General features: G+C 28.9%; 18 protein-coding genes and 1 riboswitch. Of the genes, 4 read left to right on the forward strand and 14 right to left on the reverse strand.

From position 1 onward, the window contains the following. Window positions 1-20: 20 nt before the first annotated feature. Window positions 21-932, forward strand: coding sequence for a manganese-dependent inorganic pyrophosphatase (locus K0040_RS08100; protein WP_228108413.1), 912 nt, complete (start codon window positions 21-23; stop codon window positions 930-932). 212 nt (window positions 933-1144) lie between these two features. On the opposite strand, the gene K0040_RS08105 is transcribed toward K0040_RS08100, so the two are convergent. The 5 genes from K0040_RS08105 to K0040_RS08125 form a co-directional block, all read right to left on the reverse strand. Beyond that, on the reverse strand, window positions 1145-1669 hold the full coding sequence (locus tag K0040_RS08105; protein WP_228108414.1) for a peptidylprolyl isomerase: 525 nt from the start codon (window positions 1667-1669) through the stop codon (window positions 1145-1147). A 340-nt stretch (window positions 1670-2009) separates the two neighbouring features. Then, window positions 2010-3302, reverse strand: a complete 1293-nt coding sequence (locus K0040_RS08110; protein WP_228108415.1) for a M18 family aminopeptidase — start codon at window positions 3300-3302, stop codon at window positions 2010-2012. Between the two features lie 11 nt (window positions 3303-3313). Then, window positions 3314-5554, reverse strand: a complete 2241-nt coding sequence (pcrA, locus tag K0040_RS08115; RefSeq protein WP_228108416.1) for a DNA helicase PcrA — start codon at window positions 5552-5554, stop codon at window positions 3314-3316. A 315-nt stretch (window positions 5555-5869) separates the two neighbouring features. Continuing rightward, a riboswitch (cobalamin riboswitch) is annotated at window positions 5870-6044 on the reverse strand. 91 nt (window positions 6045-6135) lie between these two features. Further along, window positions 6136-7923 carry a VWA domain-containing protein gene (locus tag K0040_RS08120; protein ID WP_074919661.1) on the reverse strand — a complete coding sequence of 596 codons (1788 nt, stop codon included), beginning with the start codon at window positions 7921-7923 and terminating at the stop codon, window positions 6136-6138. Window positions 7924-7941: 18 nt separating this feature from the next. Then, window positions 7942-8868 (reverse strand): AAA family ATPase, encoded by a 927-nt coding sequence (locus tag K0040_RS08125; protein ID WP_074919662.1) that lies wholly within the window; start codon window positions 8866-8868, stop codon window positions 7942-7944. A 352-nt stretch (window positions 8869-9220) separates the two neighbouring features. Here K0040_RS08125 and K0040_RS08130 point away from each other — a divergent pair, with 352 nt between their 5' ends. Continuing rightward, window positions 9221-10336 carry a 4-hydroxybutyrate dehydrogenase gene (locus K0040_RS08130; RefSeq protein WP_228108417.1) on the forward strand — a complete coding sequence of 372 codons (1116 nt, stop codon included), beginning with the start codon at window positions 9221-9223 and terminating at the stop codon, window positions 10334-10336. A gap of 43 nt (window positions 10337-10379) precedes the next feature. On the opposite strand, the gene K0040_RS08135 is transcribed toward K0040_RS08130, so the two are convergent. Genes K0040_RS08135 through cobT form a run of 4 tightly spaced genes read right to left on the reverse strand, consistent with a single transcriptional unit; the run spans window position 10380 to window position 13395 of the window. Further along, a complete protein-coding gene (locus K0040_RS08135; RefSeq protein WP_074919664.1) occupies window positions 10380-10988 on the reverse strand; it encodes a histidine phosphatase family protein in 609 nt (202 codons plus the stop codon). A 9-nt stretch (window positions 10989-10997) separates the two neighbouring features. After that, window positions 10998-11765: an adenosylcobinamide-GDP ribazoletransferase gene (cobS, locus tag K0040_RS08140; protein WP_074919665.1), complete on the reverse strand. Its 768-nt coding sequence runs from the start codon at window positions 11763-11765 to the stop codon at window positions 10998-11000. 5 nt (window positions 11766-11770) lie between these two features. After that, the gene (cobU, locus tag K0040_RS08145; protein WP_228108418.1) at window positions 11771-12328 is read right to left on the reverse strand and encodes a bifunctional adenosylcobinamide kinase/adenosylcobinamide-phosphate guanylyltransferase; all 558 of its coding nucleotides are present in this window, start codon (window positions 12326-12328) and stop codon (window positions 11771-11773) included. Between the two features lie 20 nt (window positions 12329-12348). Beyond that, entirely contained in the window at window positions 12349-13395 is a 1047-nt protein-coding gene (cobT, locus tag K0040_RS08150; protein WP_228108419.1) for a nicotinate-nucleotide--dimethylbenzimidazole phosphoribosyltransferase, read from the reverse strand. Between the two features lie 223 nt (window positions 13396-13618). Here cobT and K0040_RS08155 point away from each other — a divergent pair, with 223 nt between their 5' ends. Continuing rightward, window positions 13619-13810, forward strand: coding sequence for a hypothetical protein (locus K0040_RS08155; protein ID WP_228108420.1), 192 nt, complete (start codon window positions 13619-13621; stop codon window positions 13808-13810). A 544-nt stretch (window positions 13811-14354) separates the two neighbouring features. On the opposite strand, the gene K0040_RS08160 is transcribed toward K0040_RS08155, so the two are convergent. Next, entirely contained in the window at window positions 14355-15506 is a 1152-nt protein-coding gene (locus K0040_RS08160; protein ID WP_228108421.1) for a S41 family peptidase, read from the reverse strand. Between the two features lie 168 nt (window positions 15507-15674). Between K0040_RS08160 and K0040_RS08165 the strand changes: the two genes are divergently transcribed. Next, window positions 15675-16244, forward strand: a complete 570-nt coding sequence (locus K0040_RS08165) for a 5-formyltetrahydrofolate cyclo-ligase (protein WP_074919670.1) — start codon at window positions 15675-15677, stop codon at window positions 16242-16244. Window positions 16245-16346: 102 nt separating this feature from the next. On the opposite strand, the gene K0040_RS08170 is transcribed toward K0040_RS08165, so the two are convergent. The 4 genes from K0040_RS08170 to K0040_RS08185 form a co-directional block, all read right to left on the reverse strand. After that, on the reverse strand, window positions 16347-18359 hold the full coding sequence (locus K0040_RS08170; protein ID WP_228108422.1) for a methyl-accepting chemotaxis protein: 2013 nt from the start codon (window positions 18357-18359) through the stop codon (window positions 16347-16349). 241 nt (window positions 18360-18600) lie between these two features. After that, window positions 18601-19026: a hypothetical protein gene (locus tag K0040_RS08175; protein WP_228108423.1), complete on the reverse strand. Its 426-nt coding sequence runs from the start codon at window positions 19024-19026 to the stop codon at window positions 18601-18603. Window positions 19027-19173: 147 nt separating this feature from the next. After that, window positions 19174-20103 carry a transketolase family protein gene (locus tag K0040_RS08180; RefSeq protein ID WP_228108424.1) on the reverse strand — a complete coding sequence of 310 codons (930 nt, stop codon included), beginning with the start codon at window positions 20101-20103 and terminating at the stop codon, window positions 19174-19176. Beyond that, a complete protein-coding gene (locus K0040_RS08185; RefSeq protein WP_228108425.1) occupies window positions 20096-20923 on the reverse strand; it encodes a transketolase in 828 nt (275 codons plus the stop codon). The genes K0040_RS08180 and K0040_RS08185 overlap by 8 nt, the downstream gene beginning before the upstream one ends. Window positions 20924-20978 lie beyond the last annotated feature (55 nt).

The raw sequence follows: 20978 nt of genomic DNA on the forward strand, positions 1-20978 counted from the left end.
TTATGAGAGGAGTTTTATATATGAGTTTATTTGTTTTTGGACATAAAAGTCCTGACACTGATTCAATATGCTCAGCAATATCATTAGCATATTTAAAAAAACAATTAGGTACTGAGGCTAAAGCTTATGCTTTAGAGGAGCCTAGAAAAGAAGCTAAGTTTGTTTTAGACTATTTTAAAGTAGATGCACCGGAGGTATTACCAGTTGGAGCAATAAAAGGACAAGACGTTGCTTTAGTAGATCACAACGAAGTTGCTCAGACTGCTGATGAAATAACAGAAGCTAATTTAGTAGAAGTAATAGATCACCACAAAATAGGATGCCTTTCTACTGATCTTCCAATATCCGTAAGAATGATGCCTGTTGGATGTACTTGTACAATAATATACAGTTTATATAAAGAAAATAATGTGAAAATACCTTATGAAATAGCTGGATTATTATTATCTGCAATATTATCAGATACTTTAATATTCAAATCTCCAACTACTACTGAAAAAGACAAGGAAGCTGCTTTAGCATTAGCTGAAATAGCTAAGGTTGACTACGAAAAATATGGAATGGAAATGTTTAAAGCAGGTACTTCATTAGAAGGATTCTCCATAGAAGAAATAGTAAATATGGACTTTAAAGAATTCGATATGAGCGGTAAAAAGGTTGGTATAGGACAAGTTATGACTTTAGATATAGATGCAGTTTTATCTAAAAAAGAAGAATTTTTAACTTATATAAATGCAACTAAGTTTGATCTGTTAGTGCTTGCTATAACTGATATAATAAACGAAGGTTCTTACTTAATATACAAAGGTGAAGATAAAATAATATCTGAAGCTTTCAATGTAAATGCTACTCAAGGTGTATTTGCTGAAGGTGTTGTTTCAAGAAAGAAACAATTAGTACCTAAGTTAACTGATGCAGTTAATAATATGTAATCCAAGTATATAAAAATACAATTTATTAAAAGCAAAAAATGACACAGATTAATCTGTGTCATTTTTTATTTTTAAATCATTATCTCGTAATAATATTATTACAACGGTTTATTTCTTCTGGTGTTTGTGTTTTGTTTTTAGGATTTACTTTAAATATTGTAAATCATGTAACACAAGTTGTAAATAGTATTTATTTCTATTTTTTACATTTATTACATTTTTTCTACTTCTGGATAATCAACTCCGAACTTTTCAACTGTCATAGTTTTTATCATTTGATCGGCTTTAGGTTTATCTCCTCTATCAACTGGAGTATCTGCTATTTCATCTACTACATCCATTCCTTCTATTACTCTACCAAATCCAGCATATTGTCCATCTAAGTGTGGAGAGTTTTTGTGCATGATGAAGAATTGAGAACCTGCACTATTAGGCATCATAGTTCTTGCCATAGAAATTACTCCTCTATCATGTCTTAAATTGTTAGCAAATCCGTTGCTGTTAAATTCACCTTTTATTGAGTATCCTGGTCCACCCATTCCAGTTCCTTGTGGGCATCCACCTTGAATCATGAATCCTCTTATTACCCTGTGGAATATAATTCCATCATAATAATGATTATCTATTAAGCTTATAAAGTTATTTACTGTGTTGGGAGCTATATTAGGATATAACTCAACTTTTATAGTTTTTCCACTTTCCATTTCTATAGTTACTATAGGATTTTTATTTTCCATATTTATACCTTCTTTCTTTGGTTGTTATGTATTTTCATATATTATTATATACTAAGTTATAAAAGAATAACTACTCTATTATTATTTTATCATATTTAAAACAGTTTAATTAATGTTTCTGTGGATATCTCTGCATTTTTATCCACAATATCCACACCTATTAAATTTCAAAGTTTCCTACTATATTGCAAAGTTTTTATTTATATATAAAATTAAAACATTACGTTTTATTGCCATTTTATCCACACAGTTATCCACTTATCTACAACTTATTAACATTTTATTCAGTCTTTATCCACATTTTTATCTGAAATTTACAGAATTTTTCACCATTATTCTTTTATATCTGATAAAATTCGACAAAGGTCTTATATATATTAAAATGGTCTTCTACACTTCCAAGTTCTCTTACTGAATGCATAGATAATATTGGACTACCAATATCCACAGAATTAATATCTAAATGTGTCGATGAAATTGGCCCAATTGTTGATCCACCTCTTTCATCAGATCGGTTCACAAATTGTTGATATTTAACTCCACATTTTTCGCATATATTTTTATATACTCCTGATGAGAAAGCATCACTTGTGTAGGCTTGATTTGCACTAATTTTTATTACAGGCCCACCACCCATAATAGGCTTGTTTGTTGGATCATGCTTTTCAACAAGATTTGGGTGAAGAGCATGAGCTAAATCTGCAGATATCATAAAAGATGAATAAATAGCTGAAAAGAATTCTTCTCTATCTTTGCCTAAACTTATGCAAATTCGTTCCAGTAGGTTTAGTAACATATTAGAGTCAGCTCCTTGCTTCGTAGAACTGCCTACCTCTTCATTGTCAAATATGGAAGCTATATTTATACCATTTTTTCCTTTTGAATCTATTAATCCATGTAAACTTGCATGAGCCATAGACAAATTATCAAGCCTAGAAGATGATATAAATTCTTCACTTGGTCCAATTATACTTCCTTTTTCATATTCATATAAATACAAATCAAAATCAAGAATTTCCTTTTTATCCACATTTAATTCTCTACTTATTTCATTTAATAGAAAATCATCTTTTTCTAGTGTATCATTGATTAATCCAACTAAAGGTAATGTATCTTTTTGCTTATTAAACTTATATCCATCATTTATACTTCCGTTCATATGAATAGCTATATTTGGTATTATACAAACTGGTCGATTTATATTTATTATCTCTTCTCTTGGGTATAATACATTTTCTGATTTTAATACTACTCTGCCTGCAATAGACAATGGTCTATCAAACCAAGTACTTAGTATAGCCCCGCCATAACCTTCAGTATTTAATTTCAAATATGCATTCTCCACTGTCATCTCTGCTTTAGGTTTAATTCTAAAAGTTGGTGAGTCACTGTGAGATCCTATTATTCTAAATCCATCTTGCATGTTGTCAGAGTTTATTACAAGGGCTGTTAATGAGGATGAATTTTTTGTTATAAAATACTTTCCACCAACTTTAAGTTTCCATTTCTCATTCATTTTCAATTCATTAAATCCATTTTTTAATAATAAATCTTTGCTAGTCTCAACTGCATTAAATGCAGTTGGACTATCATAAATATAATCTATTAAATTCTCAGCAAATTGTTTTTTCATAGCTCCTCCTATTAAACTAAATCTAAAGTCGTGTATTCTTTATTTATAGTTTTTATACCTTGGTTATCAAAAGCTATAGTCACATCTGGGCCTTTTAAAGCTACTACTGTTCCCAAGCCAAACTTTGGATGATGCACTTTAGCTCCAAGTTTTAAGTCATCTATATTACTTTCATTTGATGTATTTTTTATAGTAGCATTTGCTTTTTTAGCAACTTCAACCTTATTCATATTATTCATTTTATATTTTTGAGTATATTTATCAAGAATATTATAATTTGCCTTAGAGAAAGATAATTCTTTTTGGTCTTTATTTAATCTTTCTATACAATCACCTGGTAATTCCTCTATAAATCTAGATGCAATTGAAGGATTAGTTCTTCCATATAAAGTTCTCTTTCTTGTTAAAGTTAAAAATAATTCTTCCTTTGCCCTAGTTATTCCAACATAGCAAAGCCTTCTTTCTTCTTCTATATCACTATCTCTCATTGATTGTATCGCTCTAGCAATTGGGAATATTTTTTCCTCCATTCCCGCTAAAAATACTACTGGGAACTCAAGACCTTTTGATGAATGTATTGTCATTAAAGAGACTCTATCTTCAGATTCTTCCTCGCTATCTGGTTCAGCACTAAGAGCTATTCCTGTTAAAAATCCTTCTAAACTCTTATCATCGCTTGAACTTTCAAATTCTAAAGCTACTGATATAAGTTCTTCTAAGTTTTCTAATCGATCTTCTCCTTCGTTATTTTTTTCTTTTAGTAATTCATCTTTGTATCCTGTTACATCCAATACTTTTTCAATAACTTGACTGACACTATATACATCTGTAAAACTTCTTAATGTAGACATTAAATCTACAAATTCACTTATACTAGCCCTAGCTTTTCTTGATATATCAGAATTATCTTCTATATCAATTAATACAGAATAAATACTCTCTTCTTTTAAGCTGGCTCTATCTTCTATTTTTTCTATAGTTCTAAGGCCTATTCCCCTTCTAGGAACGTTTATTATTCTTTTTAAAGATATATCATCTTGAGGGTTTTGTATTACTCTAAGATAAGCTATAATATCTTTTATTTCTTTTCTTTCATAAAATTTAATACCACCATAAATATTATATGGTATTCCTGACCTATTTAATGCATCTTCCACAGAACGAGCTTGTGCATTGGCTCTATATAAAACTGCAAAGTCTTTATAATACCTATCTTCATATCTTTTCATATATGATATAGTATTTACTATAAAATCACCTTCATCAATTTCATTTTCTGACAATTGGATTTTTATTAGCTGTCCTTCTTTTTTATCACTCCAAAGTCTTTTTCTTTTTCTTTCTGTATTATTTGCAATAACATGGTTAGCTGCATCTAGTATTACTTGTGTTGATCTATAGTTTTGCTCAAGCTTTACTATTTTAACATTGTCATAATCCCTTTCAAATTCTAGGATATTTCTTATGTCAGCTCCTCTCCAACCATAAATACTTTGATCATCATCTCCAACAACACAAATATTTTGGTGTTGTTTTGCTAATAATTTTATTAATTCATATTGTGCTTTACTTGTGTCTTGGTACTCATCTACCATTATGTATCTAAATTTATTCCTATAAAAATCTAACACATCTGGACATTCTTTAAACAGTTCGACTGTTTTCATTATTAAGTCATCAAAATCTAAGGCACTATTTCTTTTTAAACGATCTTGATACAGTGCATAAATTTCTCCTACCTTTGTTTTAGATATGTCACCTTCATTTAATTTTAAGAATCTTTTAGGAGAATACAATTTATCCTTTGCATTAGATATGCAACTTAATACATATTTAGGATCAAATGCTTTATCACTAATATCTAATTCTCTCATACAGTCCTTAATTAAAGTAACTTGGTCTGGACTATCATAAATTACGAAACTTCTATTATAGCCTATTTTATTTATACTTTTTCTAAGAATACGAACACAACAAGAATGGAATGTTGTAATCCACATTTCCTTAGTGTCTGTTCCTTCTAAAGTTTCTTCTACTCTTTCTCGCATCTCATTTGCAGCTTTGTTTGTAAATGTTATAGCTAAAATATTTTCAGCTTTAACATCTTTATCTTCCATAAGATAACCGATTCTAGTAGTTAAAACTCTCGTCTTTCCCGATCCAGCTCCAGCAAGTATTAAAACAGGTCCCTCTGTATTTTCTACCGCTTCTCTCTGAGCTGGATTTAATTTTTCTATTATATCTGAAATCATATCTATCCTCCTATAATGCTCATATAAATATATTTTAATCTAATTCTATTTTTTCTTCAAACTCCATAATACTATAATAATTCCCATGAATAAAATATAAAATACTTAACCTGTAAATTATCATAAAAAAAGACCTTAGGATTTTGGAGAATCCTAAGGTATAGGTTAAGGGTTATTCTATTTTCAAACTATTTTGAAATAAAATAGGTTGAGGGCTTATTCAAGTTCATAAGAACTAAAAAGTGCCTAACTTCAAGTTAGGCACAATATCTTCAAATAAAAATTTTTATTAAGATATTTCTCCTACCCCGAAGAAATCACTTTATATTGTAGGCAGGTCTCCTGGCTTTGCTTCATTCTACTCCTTTCCCTTCCCATGTTTCCACAGTGGTTAAAAGTTTCGTCCACATTACAGTAGCGGGGGCTGCAAAGGTATCTCACCTTTTTCCCTATTAATCTTAGTTTAAGAACCTAAAATACTTTAATTAATTTAATTTTTTAACTAAGATAAGTATAGCACATACAAAAGAATATTTGTTAATTTTTAACAATTATTTTATTTCATATTTTGCTAAAATATCTTAATTTTTTATTATTTTTTTCAAATACATAGCAACTATATCAGAAAATCTTTCTATATCCTTAGTGTAAATAAAATCCTGACCATAAATTATTTTTTCTGCTTCTAAATCTTTTTCTTTCCCAGTGAAAACCCCTAATACAAGTATTCCCTGTTTTCTCGCCTTTCGAACTTCTAAAGCCGTATCTTTTACTGCTATCATTCCTTTATAAGAAGCCTCTCCTCTTAAACTTCTTGATCTATCTTTTCCTATTTTCACATCATTGGGTTTCCCATCACTAAGTATTATAAGTATTTTATTTTCTTCTTCTCTTTCTAATAAAGAATCACTTGCTGCCTTTATTGCTAGTCCATCTCTATTATTTCCTGCTGCAAAATACTCAAATATATTTTCACAAGAATTAATATTATCATTATAATCTCTATATCTTTTTAATATAGTATAATCTAAAAAACTTAAATATCCCATAACTCTGTTGGGAATTCCAACTGATGTAAGAGCAGTAGCAATTATATATGCCTGTATTGCCACATTAAACTGGTTTCTACTTTGTGAACCACTGGCATCAAGTAATATATCTATAACATACTTTCCTTTTTCATTTCTTATATCCTTATAAAAAACTTTTGAATTGTTGCTTCTTCCTATTCTCCAAGCTCTATTGGCACAAATAGTTCCTCCGTCGGAATAAATTCTATCAATAGCACTTTCTTCTATTAATATTCTTGATATGCTTTCTTTTAATTTATTAATACTTCTTTTATGTAGTTTAATATTATTTCTATATTTGTATAAATTGTTTTCTTTTTGTCTCGTAACATATTTTAACTGAAAAACATTGTTACATTCACTACGTAATACTCCATCCGTAAAATGAACCCTACACCCTTCATGAACATCTCTACAATGTTTAGTTTCAATTTTCCTTATTTCACTTTCACTTAGAAATGCTTTACCATAGTAATATTCTACTTTATCATATATTTTTTGAGCCATAACTTCATCCACATATATAACTCTATTTGAGGATTTTCCTAGATCTCCACTACCCATTTCTCCTAAGTTTTCAACCAGCATGGTATTACTTATATTATTAATTTCACTTTCTATGGTTTCTATTTCCTCATCCATATATAACTCCTCATACATAAAATCTGAGAAAGTATCAAAGTCCACATTTACATTTTTTATATCTTGTTCATTTCCTTGTGAAATTTCTCTTTGAGAGTTTATTATAAACTCAAAATAAGTTAAATAAATTTCATCTAATCTTTTTAAGATATTCATCAAATCATCGTTACAATCAATAGATTTTATATCTTTCATTATTCTTCTTGTCAAACCATCCACTGCAGGGTGTCTGTTCATAGCTTGAAGAATAAATGTATATCTTAATGTCTGTAATATATCTTCTTTGTTAATTTTACTATAATTAACAAGAATGTCTTTGTATGCTTTACTTCTTATTTCTTCAACTCCTGGTCTTTCATTTATTACTTTATCTTCTACTACAGAATTAAGCACAAGTTCTATCAAAGTGTATAAAATATCTTTATCGTAGGATTTTTTTATTCTACTGATTATATATTTTTTGATTATATCCCAATCTAAGTACTTTCTTCTTGCTCCAGCGATTATACCAAAATACAAAGAAACATCTTTGGATGAATAATCTTTTTCACTTGAGTCTATGTCTTCCTCGTACATACCAGAAACTGTCCATGCCAAATTATTTACTCTATTTTCAAATTCGTAGTTATTATATATCCAATTAGTATTTGCACTCATTTTATCACCTACTTCAGGTTATTTTAACTTAGGAAATATATCTTTACTTTCCCATTTCTCTGGTATTCTTGTCCTAATAATATCATCCACAATTTCTTTTTCATAAATATCAAAAGTCTTTCCTGTAAGACCCATATTAATAGCAAGGGTTGGTCTAAGCCCTCTTTTAATAGTTTTTAGAGCACCTATTAATCCTCTTAAATCAATTGCCTTTGTAGATATCTCTCCATTTTGAGATTTTAATTGTAAATCTAAAAAAATTCCTGCAAATTGATTTAATTTTTCTTCATCAGTACAAGGAAATTCTCTTTTCAAAATCATCATTAATTTATCTTCATTTACTGCTGGAATATCTATTACTAAAAATCTAGAAACTAAGGCCTCGTTTAATTCTTTTGTACCTGCATATTCATAGTTCATAGTACCTATAAATCTAGTTGCTGGATGAAGGTTTATTCTTTCATATCCTGGTACATCTATTACTCTTCTGTAATCTAGTGCAGAATGAACAACAACTATTGCGTCATTTTTAGCCATATTTATTTCATCAAAAACACCAAATCCACCATGAATGGCACATTCATATACAGATCCTCTTCTAAGTTTCACTTCATTATCTATAAAAGTATCTGTTCCAATTAGTGATGAACTATCTGTGTTTATATGGAAGGAAGTGTTCCACTGAGGCCTTCCAAATATCTCTGATAAATTATCCGAAAGTAAGTTTTTCCCCGTAGCCTTAGGCCCAGATAATAATATATTTTCTTCTTCTAAAATAGCAGATATACACATGGACAAAATATCTTCACCAATATAAAACGCCGGCGATTTTGTAACCCTGTGCTCTACTTCTTTATCAACTTTAAATTCTTTTCTAAAATGTTGTACATCCCCTATAAGAGACTCACTTACCCCTTGAATTCTTAAGTTTTCTATTATATCCATAATAATCTCCTTTTGTAAGTAATACTTCTTATTATTATATCCTTTAATTTTACACTTAATAAAAGTATAGTCTATTTGTTTAAAATTCAGTAATATTTTTAGCACTTAATAATAATAAAAAAGAGTTGCAAGATATTTTTGGGTTTATCTTTTTCAACTCTTTAATTATATATTTATATTGCTATTTCTTAATTATCCACCAAATCAATAATTATAGTTGATTAATTATAAAACCCAACAATTAACTTTTTATTTACACATATCTTTCACAAATAATACTACTAAATATATTATGATATAATTATCATAATACGATTCATAATAAAAATTGAATTATTAGAAAGGATTACATATGAAAAGCTTTAAATTATCTCCAGAAATACTTACTTTTAATAAGTGTGAAGAATTTTGTTTAAAATTCAATATAAATAAAAATGACTTAATAATAACAAATGAATATATTTACAAACCATTTTTCGAAAATTTTATTGAAGATGCTAATGTAGTATACAGAAGAGACTTCGGTAGTGGAGAACCTACTGATATAATGGTTGAAAAAATATATGCTCAAGTTAAAGAGACTGATTATAAAAGAGTTATAGGAATTGGTGGAGGAAGTATTTTAGATGTTGCAAAACTTTTTGCTTTAGAAAAACTTTCACCTGTTTGTGATTTATTTGAAAAGAAATTTGAACCTGTCAAAAATAAAGAACTAATACTTATTCCTACGACTTGTGGTACTGGTAGCGAGGTTACTAATATATCTGTACTTCATTTAAACTCTATAAACAGCAAATTGGGTCTTGCTCATGATTCAATTCTAGCAGACTATGCAGTGTTAATCCCTGAGCTATTAAAGGTTTTACCTTTTAAAGTTTTTGCTGCAAGCTCAATAGATGCTCTTATTCATGCAATCGAGTCTTTTGTATCTCCAAAAGCCTCTATTTTTACAGAAATGTACTCTATAGAAGCTATAAAAATGATTATTAATGGATTTAAAAATATTGTTGATAATGGAAGAGATCATTTGAATAATCTTCTAGATGACTTCTTAATCGCTAGCACTTACGCTGGTATAGCTTTTGGTAATGCCGGTTGTGGAGCTGTTCATGCAATGAGTTATCCTTTAGGTTCAATTTACCACGTTCCTCATGGAGAATCTAATTATGTTTGTTTTACAGAAATTTTTAAAACATACGAAAAATTAAATCCAAGTGGAAAAATCCAAAAACTCAATAATATTTTAACCGAAATTCTTAATTGTTCTGAGAAAGAAGTCTTTGAAGAATTGGATAATCTACTTTATAAAATACTTCCAAAGAAATCTTTAAAAGGCTATGGTGTCACAGAGGAAGATTTAGTATCTTTTACTGAAAATGTTCTTATTAACCAAGGTAGATTAATGGCAAATGCCTACACTCCCTTAAGTAAAGATATTGTTTATAATATTTATAAATCTTTATACTAATAATAAAGAGAACCTACTATCAAATTAGGTTCTCTTCTTAATTTTACATATTCATATATGATGTATCATTTAATTTATTAATTACCGCAAAGTTATTATCTACTTCTATCTCTGTTATAGACCCATTATCTATTTTAAAATTCCAATGATATTTATAATCATTACATATAAGATAAGAAATTATATTCCTAATTGTACCTCCATGAGAGCAAATTAATACTGTTGAATTATCATTATCATTTATAATTTTACTCATTTCATTTTTTACTCTTGTAAAGGTATCTTTCAAGCTCTCACCATTAGGATACTTATATTCAAATCCTTCTTTTATCATTTTTTCAACTTCTTCAGGATATTTTTCTTCAATTACTTTAAATGATAGTCCCTCAAAGTCACCAAAATTTATTTCATTCAATAGACTAGTCTCTTCAGTTTGAATGTTTTTAATCTCAGCCAATTTTTTCATTGTATCTTTTGTTCTAGACAAAGGTGTAGTGTATATTTTATCTATATCTTCATCTTTTAAATACTCTGCAATCTTATTTGCTTGTGACCTTCCTTTTTCACTTAATATACTATCTTTAAATCCTGACAAAGCTCCACCTTCATTACAAACAGTTATACCATGTCTTACCAAAATTAACTTTATCATTTCATCACCTTAAATTAGAATAGCTATATAGGAAAATAATAAAAATATTAATTCTCCTAACTCAATAGTACATCCCAATATATCTCCTGTTACACCATCAATTTTCTTATAAATATGATTTTTAAATAAATAATCAAATAACATTACTATCACAATTGATAATAATAATTTTATTATATTTAAAGTAGTTGATAAAAATAAGAATTTAGTAATAACTACAAGAATAGCAACAGTATATAATATTGCTGTTATAAACATACCTTTAGTTGCTTTACCAATAAATACATTTCCCATGCCTACTTTTCTTGGTGTCACAGTTTTATAAAGCATAACTATAACTCCCAAACGAGATATCATAGGCATAAATATAACTAAGCACATAAGGTTGCTATTTATAGCAGAATTCAATAATCCTATTTTTATTAATACTAAAAATAATATAGCTAGAAGAGAGTTAGTTCCCAATCTGGAATCCTTCATTATCTCCAACATTCTCTCTTTATCTCTGTTACTATATATGGCATCAAATGTATCTCCCAAGCCATCAATATGTAGACCACCCGTTAAAATAACTTCACCTGCTACAATTATTATAGATGTTATAAATGGATCAAATATTTGAATTGACAAACTTCCTATACTAAAAGAAATCAACCCTATTACAAATCCTACTAATGGAAAATACACTATGGATTTGTGAAACTCTTCATCAAATCCAATATCTGCTTTAATAGGTATTCTAGTCATAAACTGTAATAACCCTATAAATCTTTTCATAATTATCACTTCACTTTCATAGGAATTCCACTTACAACAAAGTAAACTTCATTGCTATAACTAGCTATTAATTGATTTGCTCTTCCAACAAAATCACCATATATTCTAGATAATTTATTTTCTGGCACAATTCCCATTCCAATTTCATTAGTTACTATTACAAAATATAAGTTTGTTTTTTTAACAGCTTCTAATAATTTAGTTATTTGTTCTCTTATATAATTTTCTAATTCATTTAATTCTTCTGAAGTGGCTTCATCAACTTCTATCCCATGAGTAAACATTAAGTTATTTACCATAAGAGTTACACAGTCCATTATTACCGTGTCATGGTTTTTATTCAATTCTTCTACTATGGAATATATATCCTTATATATTTCATAGGTTTTCCAACTTCTAGGCCTATTTTCCTGGTGTTTTTTAACTCGATTTTTCATTTCATCATCAAATGCTACTGACGTAGCAATGTATGCTGTTTTATTATTTTGTTTTATACAAAGCGATTCAGCAAAACTACTTTTCCCCGATCTTGCTCCACCTGTAACTAAAATGATATTACTCATAATTGCTCTCCTTTAGATATTTATCTTCCCATATCTATTTCATCAAATGTTGCCATATTTTTATATACGTAATTTGCAGCTTCTATTATATTAAAAGATAGTGCTGCTCCACTTCCTTCTCCTAGTCTCATATCCATGTTTAAAAATGGTTGAAGTCCCATAATCTCTAAGGCTTTTTTTGTTCCTGGTTCTGCTGATAAATGAGAAGCTATCATATAGTACTTTGTTTTTGGATTAATATGATATGCTAATAAAGCTGCTGCATAAGATATAAATCCATCAAGCACAATAGGTATTCTATTAGCTGCACATCCTAAGATTACACCTGCCATAGCACCTATTTCAAATCCACCCACTTTAGCTAGTACATCTATTGCATCTTTAGGATTAGGTTTATTTAACTCTATAGATCTTCTTATTACTTCTGCTTTATGTTCAATTAATTCTTTCTTTAGACCAGCTCCTATACCAGTAATTTCTTGTGGGTCATAATTTCCAAAAACTGAAATTATGGCAGTAGATGGAGTAGTATTAGCTATTCCCATCTCTCCTATCCCAATTAAAGTATAATCATCTTGAATACACTTTTCTGCCATTTCTATCCCTATTGATATACATTTTTCTGCTTCTGATCTCGTCATAGCAGGTCCTTTAGCCATGTTAGATGTGCCTTTTCTTATTTTATAATCAATTACTCCATCTATTTTTTCATCACAATTTATCCCTACATCAACTGCTAAAACATCAGCTCCTACAAATTTTGAAATTGTCCCAACACCATTTATTTTTTTAGGAAAATTTTGAAATTGTAATATGGTAATATTTTGAGGATCTGGTGCTACACCTTCTTCATAAACTCCATGGTCTGCTCCAAAAGCTATTATTACTTTTTTTGATGTATCAAAATATTTTCTTCCATATATTCCTGCAAGTTGCTCACAAATATTTTCCATTTTACCTAAACTTCCTGTTGGCTTTATAAGCCTATTCAATCTTTCTTCTGCTTGCTTTATGTATTTTTCTTCTAATGGATAAATATTTCTTGATATATTTTCTATTAAATTCACGGCTACCATCCCCCTTAAACTTTTTATTTTTTGTAATTTGTCTAAAATTTATATTATTTGTTAAGTTTCCTACAATAATTATATTGTTATATATAAAAACTATCTAGTACTTTATGTATTTTTTAAGCATTTTTTGGAATTAAAGGTATTTTCATTTTGACGAATAGTATTTATTTATAAACAAAAAATATAAATAGATAAATATATTTAAGGAGATGATTAAATGAATAATTTCAATGATTTGAAAAACCTATACGAGGATGGTTATAGATGTATTTATCAAGACGGAGCTGAAGGTAATAGAAATATATATCTAAAGAATTTTGATGAAGAAAAATCTACAGTTGTAAACCTTCAAGATGAAAATGAATTTTCACAGTTTCAAGATTATGTTAGTGGTTTAAGAATGTCATAATAAAAGGGAGCAAAAGCTCCCTCTTATTAAAATAAAACGAAATGACAAAATTATATATGTTTTTGCAACTAAGTATATGGTTTTTACTTTTATTCTTTCAAAAAACTTTATCTAGAGTTACAATTATTTCTATTTTGTAGTCACAATTTGTTTAATAAGCTCTAAAAGTTCCTTCCTGTCAACTTCTAAATGCTTCTTTTTCTCCTTATATTCTTGAAAGTTAACAACTTTTGCCATAGTTTTCTTCATAAACTCACTTCCCAACTAAGATTATTAACTTATATAAGTAATTCTATGTTATTTATCTTTTTCCTCTAAATTTTTTATTATTTTTTATAAAAAATATTAGATTTTTAATTTTTAGAATCAAAATTTGTAGAAATATTTGTTATTTTATTATTCGCCATATATTCTAATACATATTTAATCAATATTTTAATAACTATTATTTTTATAATTACCTATATATTAATTATTGACAACACTTATATTTTAAGTCATGCACTCAAACTATTTTTTGTTATATAGTTTATTTATATATTTGTTACTTGATTTCCTTCTTAATATATTCTAATGCTGATTTAAGTTGTTGATTTTCATTTGTTTCTTTAATTTTAGGCGTAATACCTTTTCCGTTTATATAATCCCCATTTGGTGTAAAATACTGAGCAGTTGTTAATTTATATCCAGTACCATCTTTTAATCCTTTTACACTTTGTACTAGACCTTTACCAAAAGATGTTTCACCTATGGCTATAGCCTTGTTATTATCAACTAAAGCTGCTGTTAAAATTTCTGATGCCGATGCACTTCCTCCATTTATTAAAACAGCTATTGGCATATCAACTTGTTTGTCATCTGATTTATAATACTCTTTATTTCCTGTATTATCTTTTGTATAGACAATTGTTCCCTTTCCTATTAAGTCATCTGCTATATCTACGCAAACATCTAATAGTCCTCCTGGATTATCTCTCAAGTCTATTACTAATCCTTTAACGCCCTTAGATTCTAATACGCTTAAATTTTCTTTAAATTCTTTATGTGTATTTTCATCAAAAGATTTTATTCTTAAATAACCTATATTGTTATCCATAACTTCATTAGATACACTCTTTGTTACTATAGTTTCCCTCTTAATATCAAAACTTAACTCTTGTTCCTTTCTTTGAACAGTTAAACTAACATCTGTATTTTCTTTTCCTTTTATATTCTTAATTACATCGTCTATCTTTTTAGTTTCAACAGATTCTCCATCAACTTTTAGAACTATATCTCCTGATTTAACACCTGCTTTGTCTGCCGGTGAACCTTCTATTGGAGAAATTATTGTTAGTTTATTATTTTCAGGATTTACACCTATATATACTCCAATCCCAACAAAGGAACCACTTGTTTGTTCTTTTAAACTTTCAAATTCATCTGCTGTGTAATACTGTGAATATGGATCATTAAGACCTTCAAATAATCCTTTTAATGCTCCATCTACTAAATTGTTTCCGGACACTTCTTTATAGTAATCCTCCTGAATAAGTTCTTCTAAACCCAATAGCTTGTTATATTTTGCATAAGATTCATATAAGTCTTTCGATATTATTACTTTATTTCCTAACGTAATTTGAAACATTGTTGTACCAATTATAGTTACTATTACAAGAATAATAGAATATATAAGAGCCCTTTTTTTAGATATCATTTGTTCATCTCTCCTTTAATCAATCTACTATATATTATATGACTAGCTTGTCTTTTTATTACTCTTTATCAATTATATTGCTTTAAATCTATAATTTTACTAAAATCTATATTAGGAAAGTAAAATTTAGGTAATTATATAATACCACAATTAAGAGGTGTAGATTATATGAAAAAAGAGTTTAGAAAAAATGTTATTATGATTAGAAAAGAAAAAAACAAAGATTTTATTAAACACAACTCAGATATAATCACAGAAAAGCTACTTCAGCTAGACTGTATTAAAAATGCACAAACTATTATGCTTTATTTAGACTTTAATAACGAAGTTGCCACAGACAATCTAATTAAAAAACTTATAAAATTAGGTAAAATTGTGGCATCACCTATAACTTTAAAGGAAGAAAGAAAATTAATACCTTCTCAAATTACAGATTTAGAAAATGGAATTAAATATGGTGCTTATAACATTAGAGAGCCAAAACCTGAATGCTCTACTGCCATAGACATAAAAGATTTAGATGTGGTTATAGTGCCAGCTGTAGCCTATGATAAAGATTGTTACCGCCTTGGGTATGGTGGTGGTTTTTATGATAGATTCCTTGAGAATCTAAGGGAAGATGCCGTTACTGTGGGAATAGCTTTTGATTTACAAATTTTTGACCAAGTTCCCAAAGAAGATCACGATGCTAAATTGGATTACATAGTAACCGAATCTACAATATTAACATCAAGATAAATTAAAACTATTTATTACTTTATATCTAAAACATCTACATTTGAAATTACTAAAAAAACTGATTCCAATTTTAGGAACCAGTTTTTTTAGTAATTTTCATATTTAGTCCTGAATTTTAAAACCTGATGCAACATTTTTAAGTATTTGAGCTTGGTTTGATAGTTCATTGCTTGCTGCTGAACTTTCTTGAGCTGTTGCTGCATTTGTTTGTACAACTGTACTTATTTGTTCAATACCTTCTAATGTTTGTTTTAAGGCTGCTGCTTGCTCAACAGATGCTAAAGAAATTTCATCTATTAATTTTACCGACTGAGACACTTCTTCAAGTACATTTTCAAGCATTTTCTCAGTTTTCACGGCTATAAGGTTCCCATTTTGCACAGCTTTAACTGACTCCTCAATTAAATGAGTTGTTTCTTTTGATGCATCGGAAGATCTTGTAGCTAGATTTCTTACTTCATCTGCAACAACTGCAAATCCTTTGCCTGCAGCTCCTGCTCTAGATGCTTCCACTGCTGCATTTAAAGCCAATATATTTGTTTGGAATGAAATATCCTCAATTACTTTAATAATTTTACTTATTTGTGTTGATTTAGAATTTATTTCTTCAATAGCTAGTATCATTTTCTTCATTTGATCATTACTTTCTATGGCAAGATCTCCAGCAGTTTTAACTTGTTTTGATGCATTTAGTGCGTTATCTGCATTTGTTGATACTCTATCTGATAAATCATTTACTGTTGCTGTTAATTCTTCCGTTGTACTTGCTTGATACAGCGAACCTTCAGCAAGTACTTGTGCTGCATTTGCTATTTCTTTTGAACCAACTGCAACATTTTCTGATGTTTCAACAATCTTTCCTATAGTTTCCTTGAATATAGATGAGAGTTGTAATAATGAATTTTTTATCTTAGCAAAATCACCTTCATAGTTTTGTTTTAAGTCAATATTTAAGTCTCCCGTTGAAAATCTATCTAAAGATTTTGATATTTCATCAATATAAATAATATATTCATTTAATCTTAATACAAGCTTCTTCATTGATTCAGCTAATCTTCCAGTTTCATCTTTGCTTTCTATATTTATTTCTGCGTCAAGATTTCCTGCAGCTAATTCTTCCGTTACATTCATAAGATTTTGAATTGGGGCAACTAAGCTTTTTGTTACTGCTATAATTGCTATTATAAGAATTAAAAATGCAATTAAATATATGACTAATGTTGTAGATATAGATGTTTTTACTAAAGCCATATAACTATCTTTACTAATACTTAGAAGCACTTTCCAGCCAGCATCTCTTGTATCACTTACAATTCCATAACGTATTTTACCATTTTCAGTGTATTTTATTATTTTATTTGTTGTTTTATCTATTTCGCTAAGTATTTTATCGTCAAATCCTATTTCACTAACATTCTTAAGAACCCTCTCAGTATCCTTACTTGCCAATACTTGTCCAATATTTGAGATAAGCATTGTGTATCCACCATCTTTAAAGTCAGTATCCATTGTTGCCACTTGTTTACTTATATCTTCAATAGAAACATCAACTGCTGCAACCCCTATAATTTCTTTATTATTTAAATCATACACTGGAGCTGAAAATGTAACAACCATATTTCCAGTAACAGAATCTTCGTAGGGCTGTGATATAATAAACCCTTTTTCAATGTCTTCACTTTTTGAAAACCAATAATTTTTTAATTTTAAATCATATCCTTCATCAGAAATATAAGTACCGCTATCAAATGCAAAGCCTTCATTTGCTGAAGCAATATATGCATTCAAAATTTGAGTATCTTTTTCCTTTACATATCCAAGTGATTTATAAACATCTTTATAAGATGAATGATTCTTATAATCCTCTCTAGTTGCATCTGTTAATACATTTCTGACAGCTGTGTTTCCTGCCATTTGTATAGCAATTGTTTTATATCTTGTAAAATATTCATTTATGTTAGAAACTATATTTTTAGTAGTTAATGTTGAAATACTTTCTTGATTTTTAGATACAGTTTTAACTGTGTTCTTCATAGTAAACACACCAGAAATTATCATAGCTAAAATGGCAATACCACCAATCATTGTTAAAATTTTAGTCTTAATACTTTTCATAAGTCTACCCCTTCCCCTTCAACGTTGTATTTTTCGATTTTTATATCAAAAATAATATTTATAATATAAAGGTATAAGCTCCATTTATAATAAAATATTCCCGTATGTGTAATATACGGATTTAATTGTGAAACCTTAATGAAAATTATTAATTTTCTGATAAATTAAATTATAAATAAATATAGACATAAAAATACCCTAACTATTAGGCCCGAGTTTTAATAGTTAGGGCTCAAGTTTCTTATTTCTCTTCTTTTGTTGCATTTAATTGTATTTTGTCTGGTAAAGATTTAAGATTAGTTTCAGCAACTACAAAAGGATAGGATTTATCCTTGTCTTTATATGTAATATCTACTGTCATAACAGCTTTTTCTTCCACTGTATCCATAGTTATTTTGTCTATGTCTATACCATGTTCTTTTTCTCCTCTCGTTACTATAACGTATATCTTATTATCTAGTTTTACTGCTAATGCTCTTTCTTCGTCTTCATACTTATCCATAATATCTAATATTTTCTCTGGAATGGATTCTCTTTGCACCATTGTAAAATCTACCGGTTTTGAAGTATCTAAAAATAATTTAGGTACAAATACAAACCCTAAAACTATAAATAATATTAGTATTACACCATATATTACTCCTTTGATATTAAACTTAATCTCCACATTATCCCCCCTATCTCTTATAAATATATGAGGAAATAATCTTTGATAGAAGCAAAAAATTCACTTTATTAACATGCCCAAACAATCTGATTTTACTTAAAAAGGCGTATTTAATAAAATATTAAATACGCCTTTTTATATATATTATTAGTTTAATGCTTCTTTTACTTTTTCTACTATATTTTTAGCAGTTAAACCATATTTTTCTAATAATTTATTTGGTGTTCCTGACTCACCAAAACTATCATTTACTCCAACTTTTTTAACTATTGCAGGATGATTTTCAGATACAACTTCACTTACAGCTGATCCTAATCCACCTATTATACTGTGCTCTTCTGCCGTTATTATTGCCTTAGTTTCTTTAGCAGCTTTTATTATAAGTTCTGCATCTATTGGTTTTATTGTAGACATATTGATAACTCTAACATCTATGCTTTCTTCCTTTAACATGTCTGCCGCTATTATTGCTTCGTTAACCATTATTCCACAAGCTATTATTGTAGCATCGTTACCGTCTCTTAGAACAACACCTTTTCCAATTTCAAAATTATAATCTTCTTCAAATATTGTTGGAACTGCACTTCTTCCAAGTCTGACATACATAGGTCCATTGAACTCAGCTGCAGCAAATATCATCTTTTCAGCTTCAACTCCATCAGCTGGAACCATTACTGTCATATTTGGAATAGATCTCATTAAAGATATATCTTCCACACTTTGATGAGAACCACCATCTTCTCCAACAGTTATACCTGCATGTGTAGCACATATTTTAACATTTAATTTAGGATAGCATACTGAGTTTCTTATTACTTCAAATGCTCTTCCAGTTGCAAACATAGCAAATGTGCTTGCAAAAGGTATTTTTCCTGCTGCTGCAAAACCACAAGCAGCTCCTACTAAGTTTTGTTCTGCTATACCCATATTAAAAAATCTATTTGGATATGCTTTTAAAAAGTCATTAGTTTTAGTTGATTTAGATAAATCTGCATCTAAAACTACTACATCATCATTTATTTTTCCTAATTTAACTAAAGCTTTTCCGTAAGCCTCCCTAGTTGCTATTTTACTCATGGAAAGCACCTCCTAATTCTGATAATGCTTGTTCAAGCTGTTCTTCACTTGGTGCACTTCCATGCCATGAAGCTTGGTTTTCCATGAAAGACACTCCTTTGCCTTTTACTGTTTTAGCTATTATCATTGTTGGTTTGTCTACTGTATCTTTTGCCATATCTAAGGCTGCAAATATTTGGTCGAAATCATGACCATCAATAGTTATTACATTCCATCCAAAAGTCCTAAACTTGTCTTCTATAGGATTAATACCCATTACTGATTCAACTTCTCCATCAATTTGAAGTCCATTGTAATCAAGAAATGCTATCATGTTATCAAGCTTATAATGAGCCGCACTCATAGCCGCTTCCCATATTATTCCCTCTTGAACCTCTCCATCTCCTAATAATGCATATACATTCCATGGAGCGTTATCTAGTTTAGCCGCCATAGCCATCCCACACGCAACAGAAAAACCTTGTCCTAATGAACCTGTTGACATTTCAACACCAGGTATCTTTTTCATATCAGGATGCCCTTGAAGCATGCTTCCTAATTTTCTTAAATTATTTAACTCTTCTTTCTCAAAATATCCTCTTTCAGCTAATGTTGCATATAAAGCCGGAGCTGCATGACCTTTTGATAAAACAAATCTATCTCTATCTTCCATTTTTGGATTTGTTGGATCAATATTCATTTGATCAAAATAAAGAGCTGTTAAAATTTCAACTGCTGATAATGAACCTCCTGGATGTCCTGATTTTGATTTACATATCATTGAGACAATGTCTTTTCTTATTACATTAGTAATTTCATTTAATCCTTTATGGTCTCTCATGTAATTTACCTCCCTAAGTTATATACTGAGGCTACCTGTTATTAGCCATATTGTA

The sequence above is a fragment of the Terrisporobacter petrolearius genome (genome assembly GCF_020748185.1).
Classification (GTDB): Bacteria; Bacillota; Clostridia; order Peptostreptococcales; family Peptostreptococcaceae; genus Terrisporobacter; species Terrisporobacter petrolearius.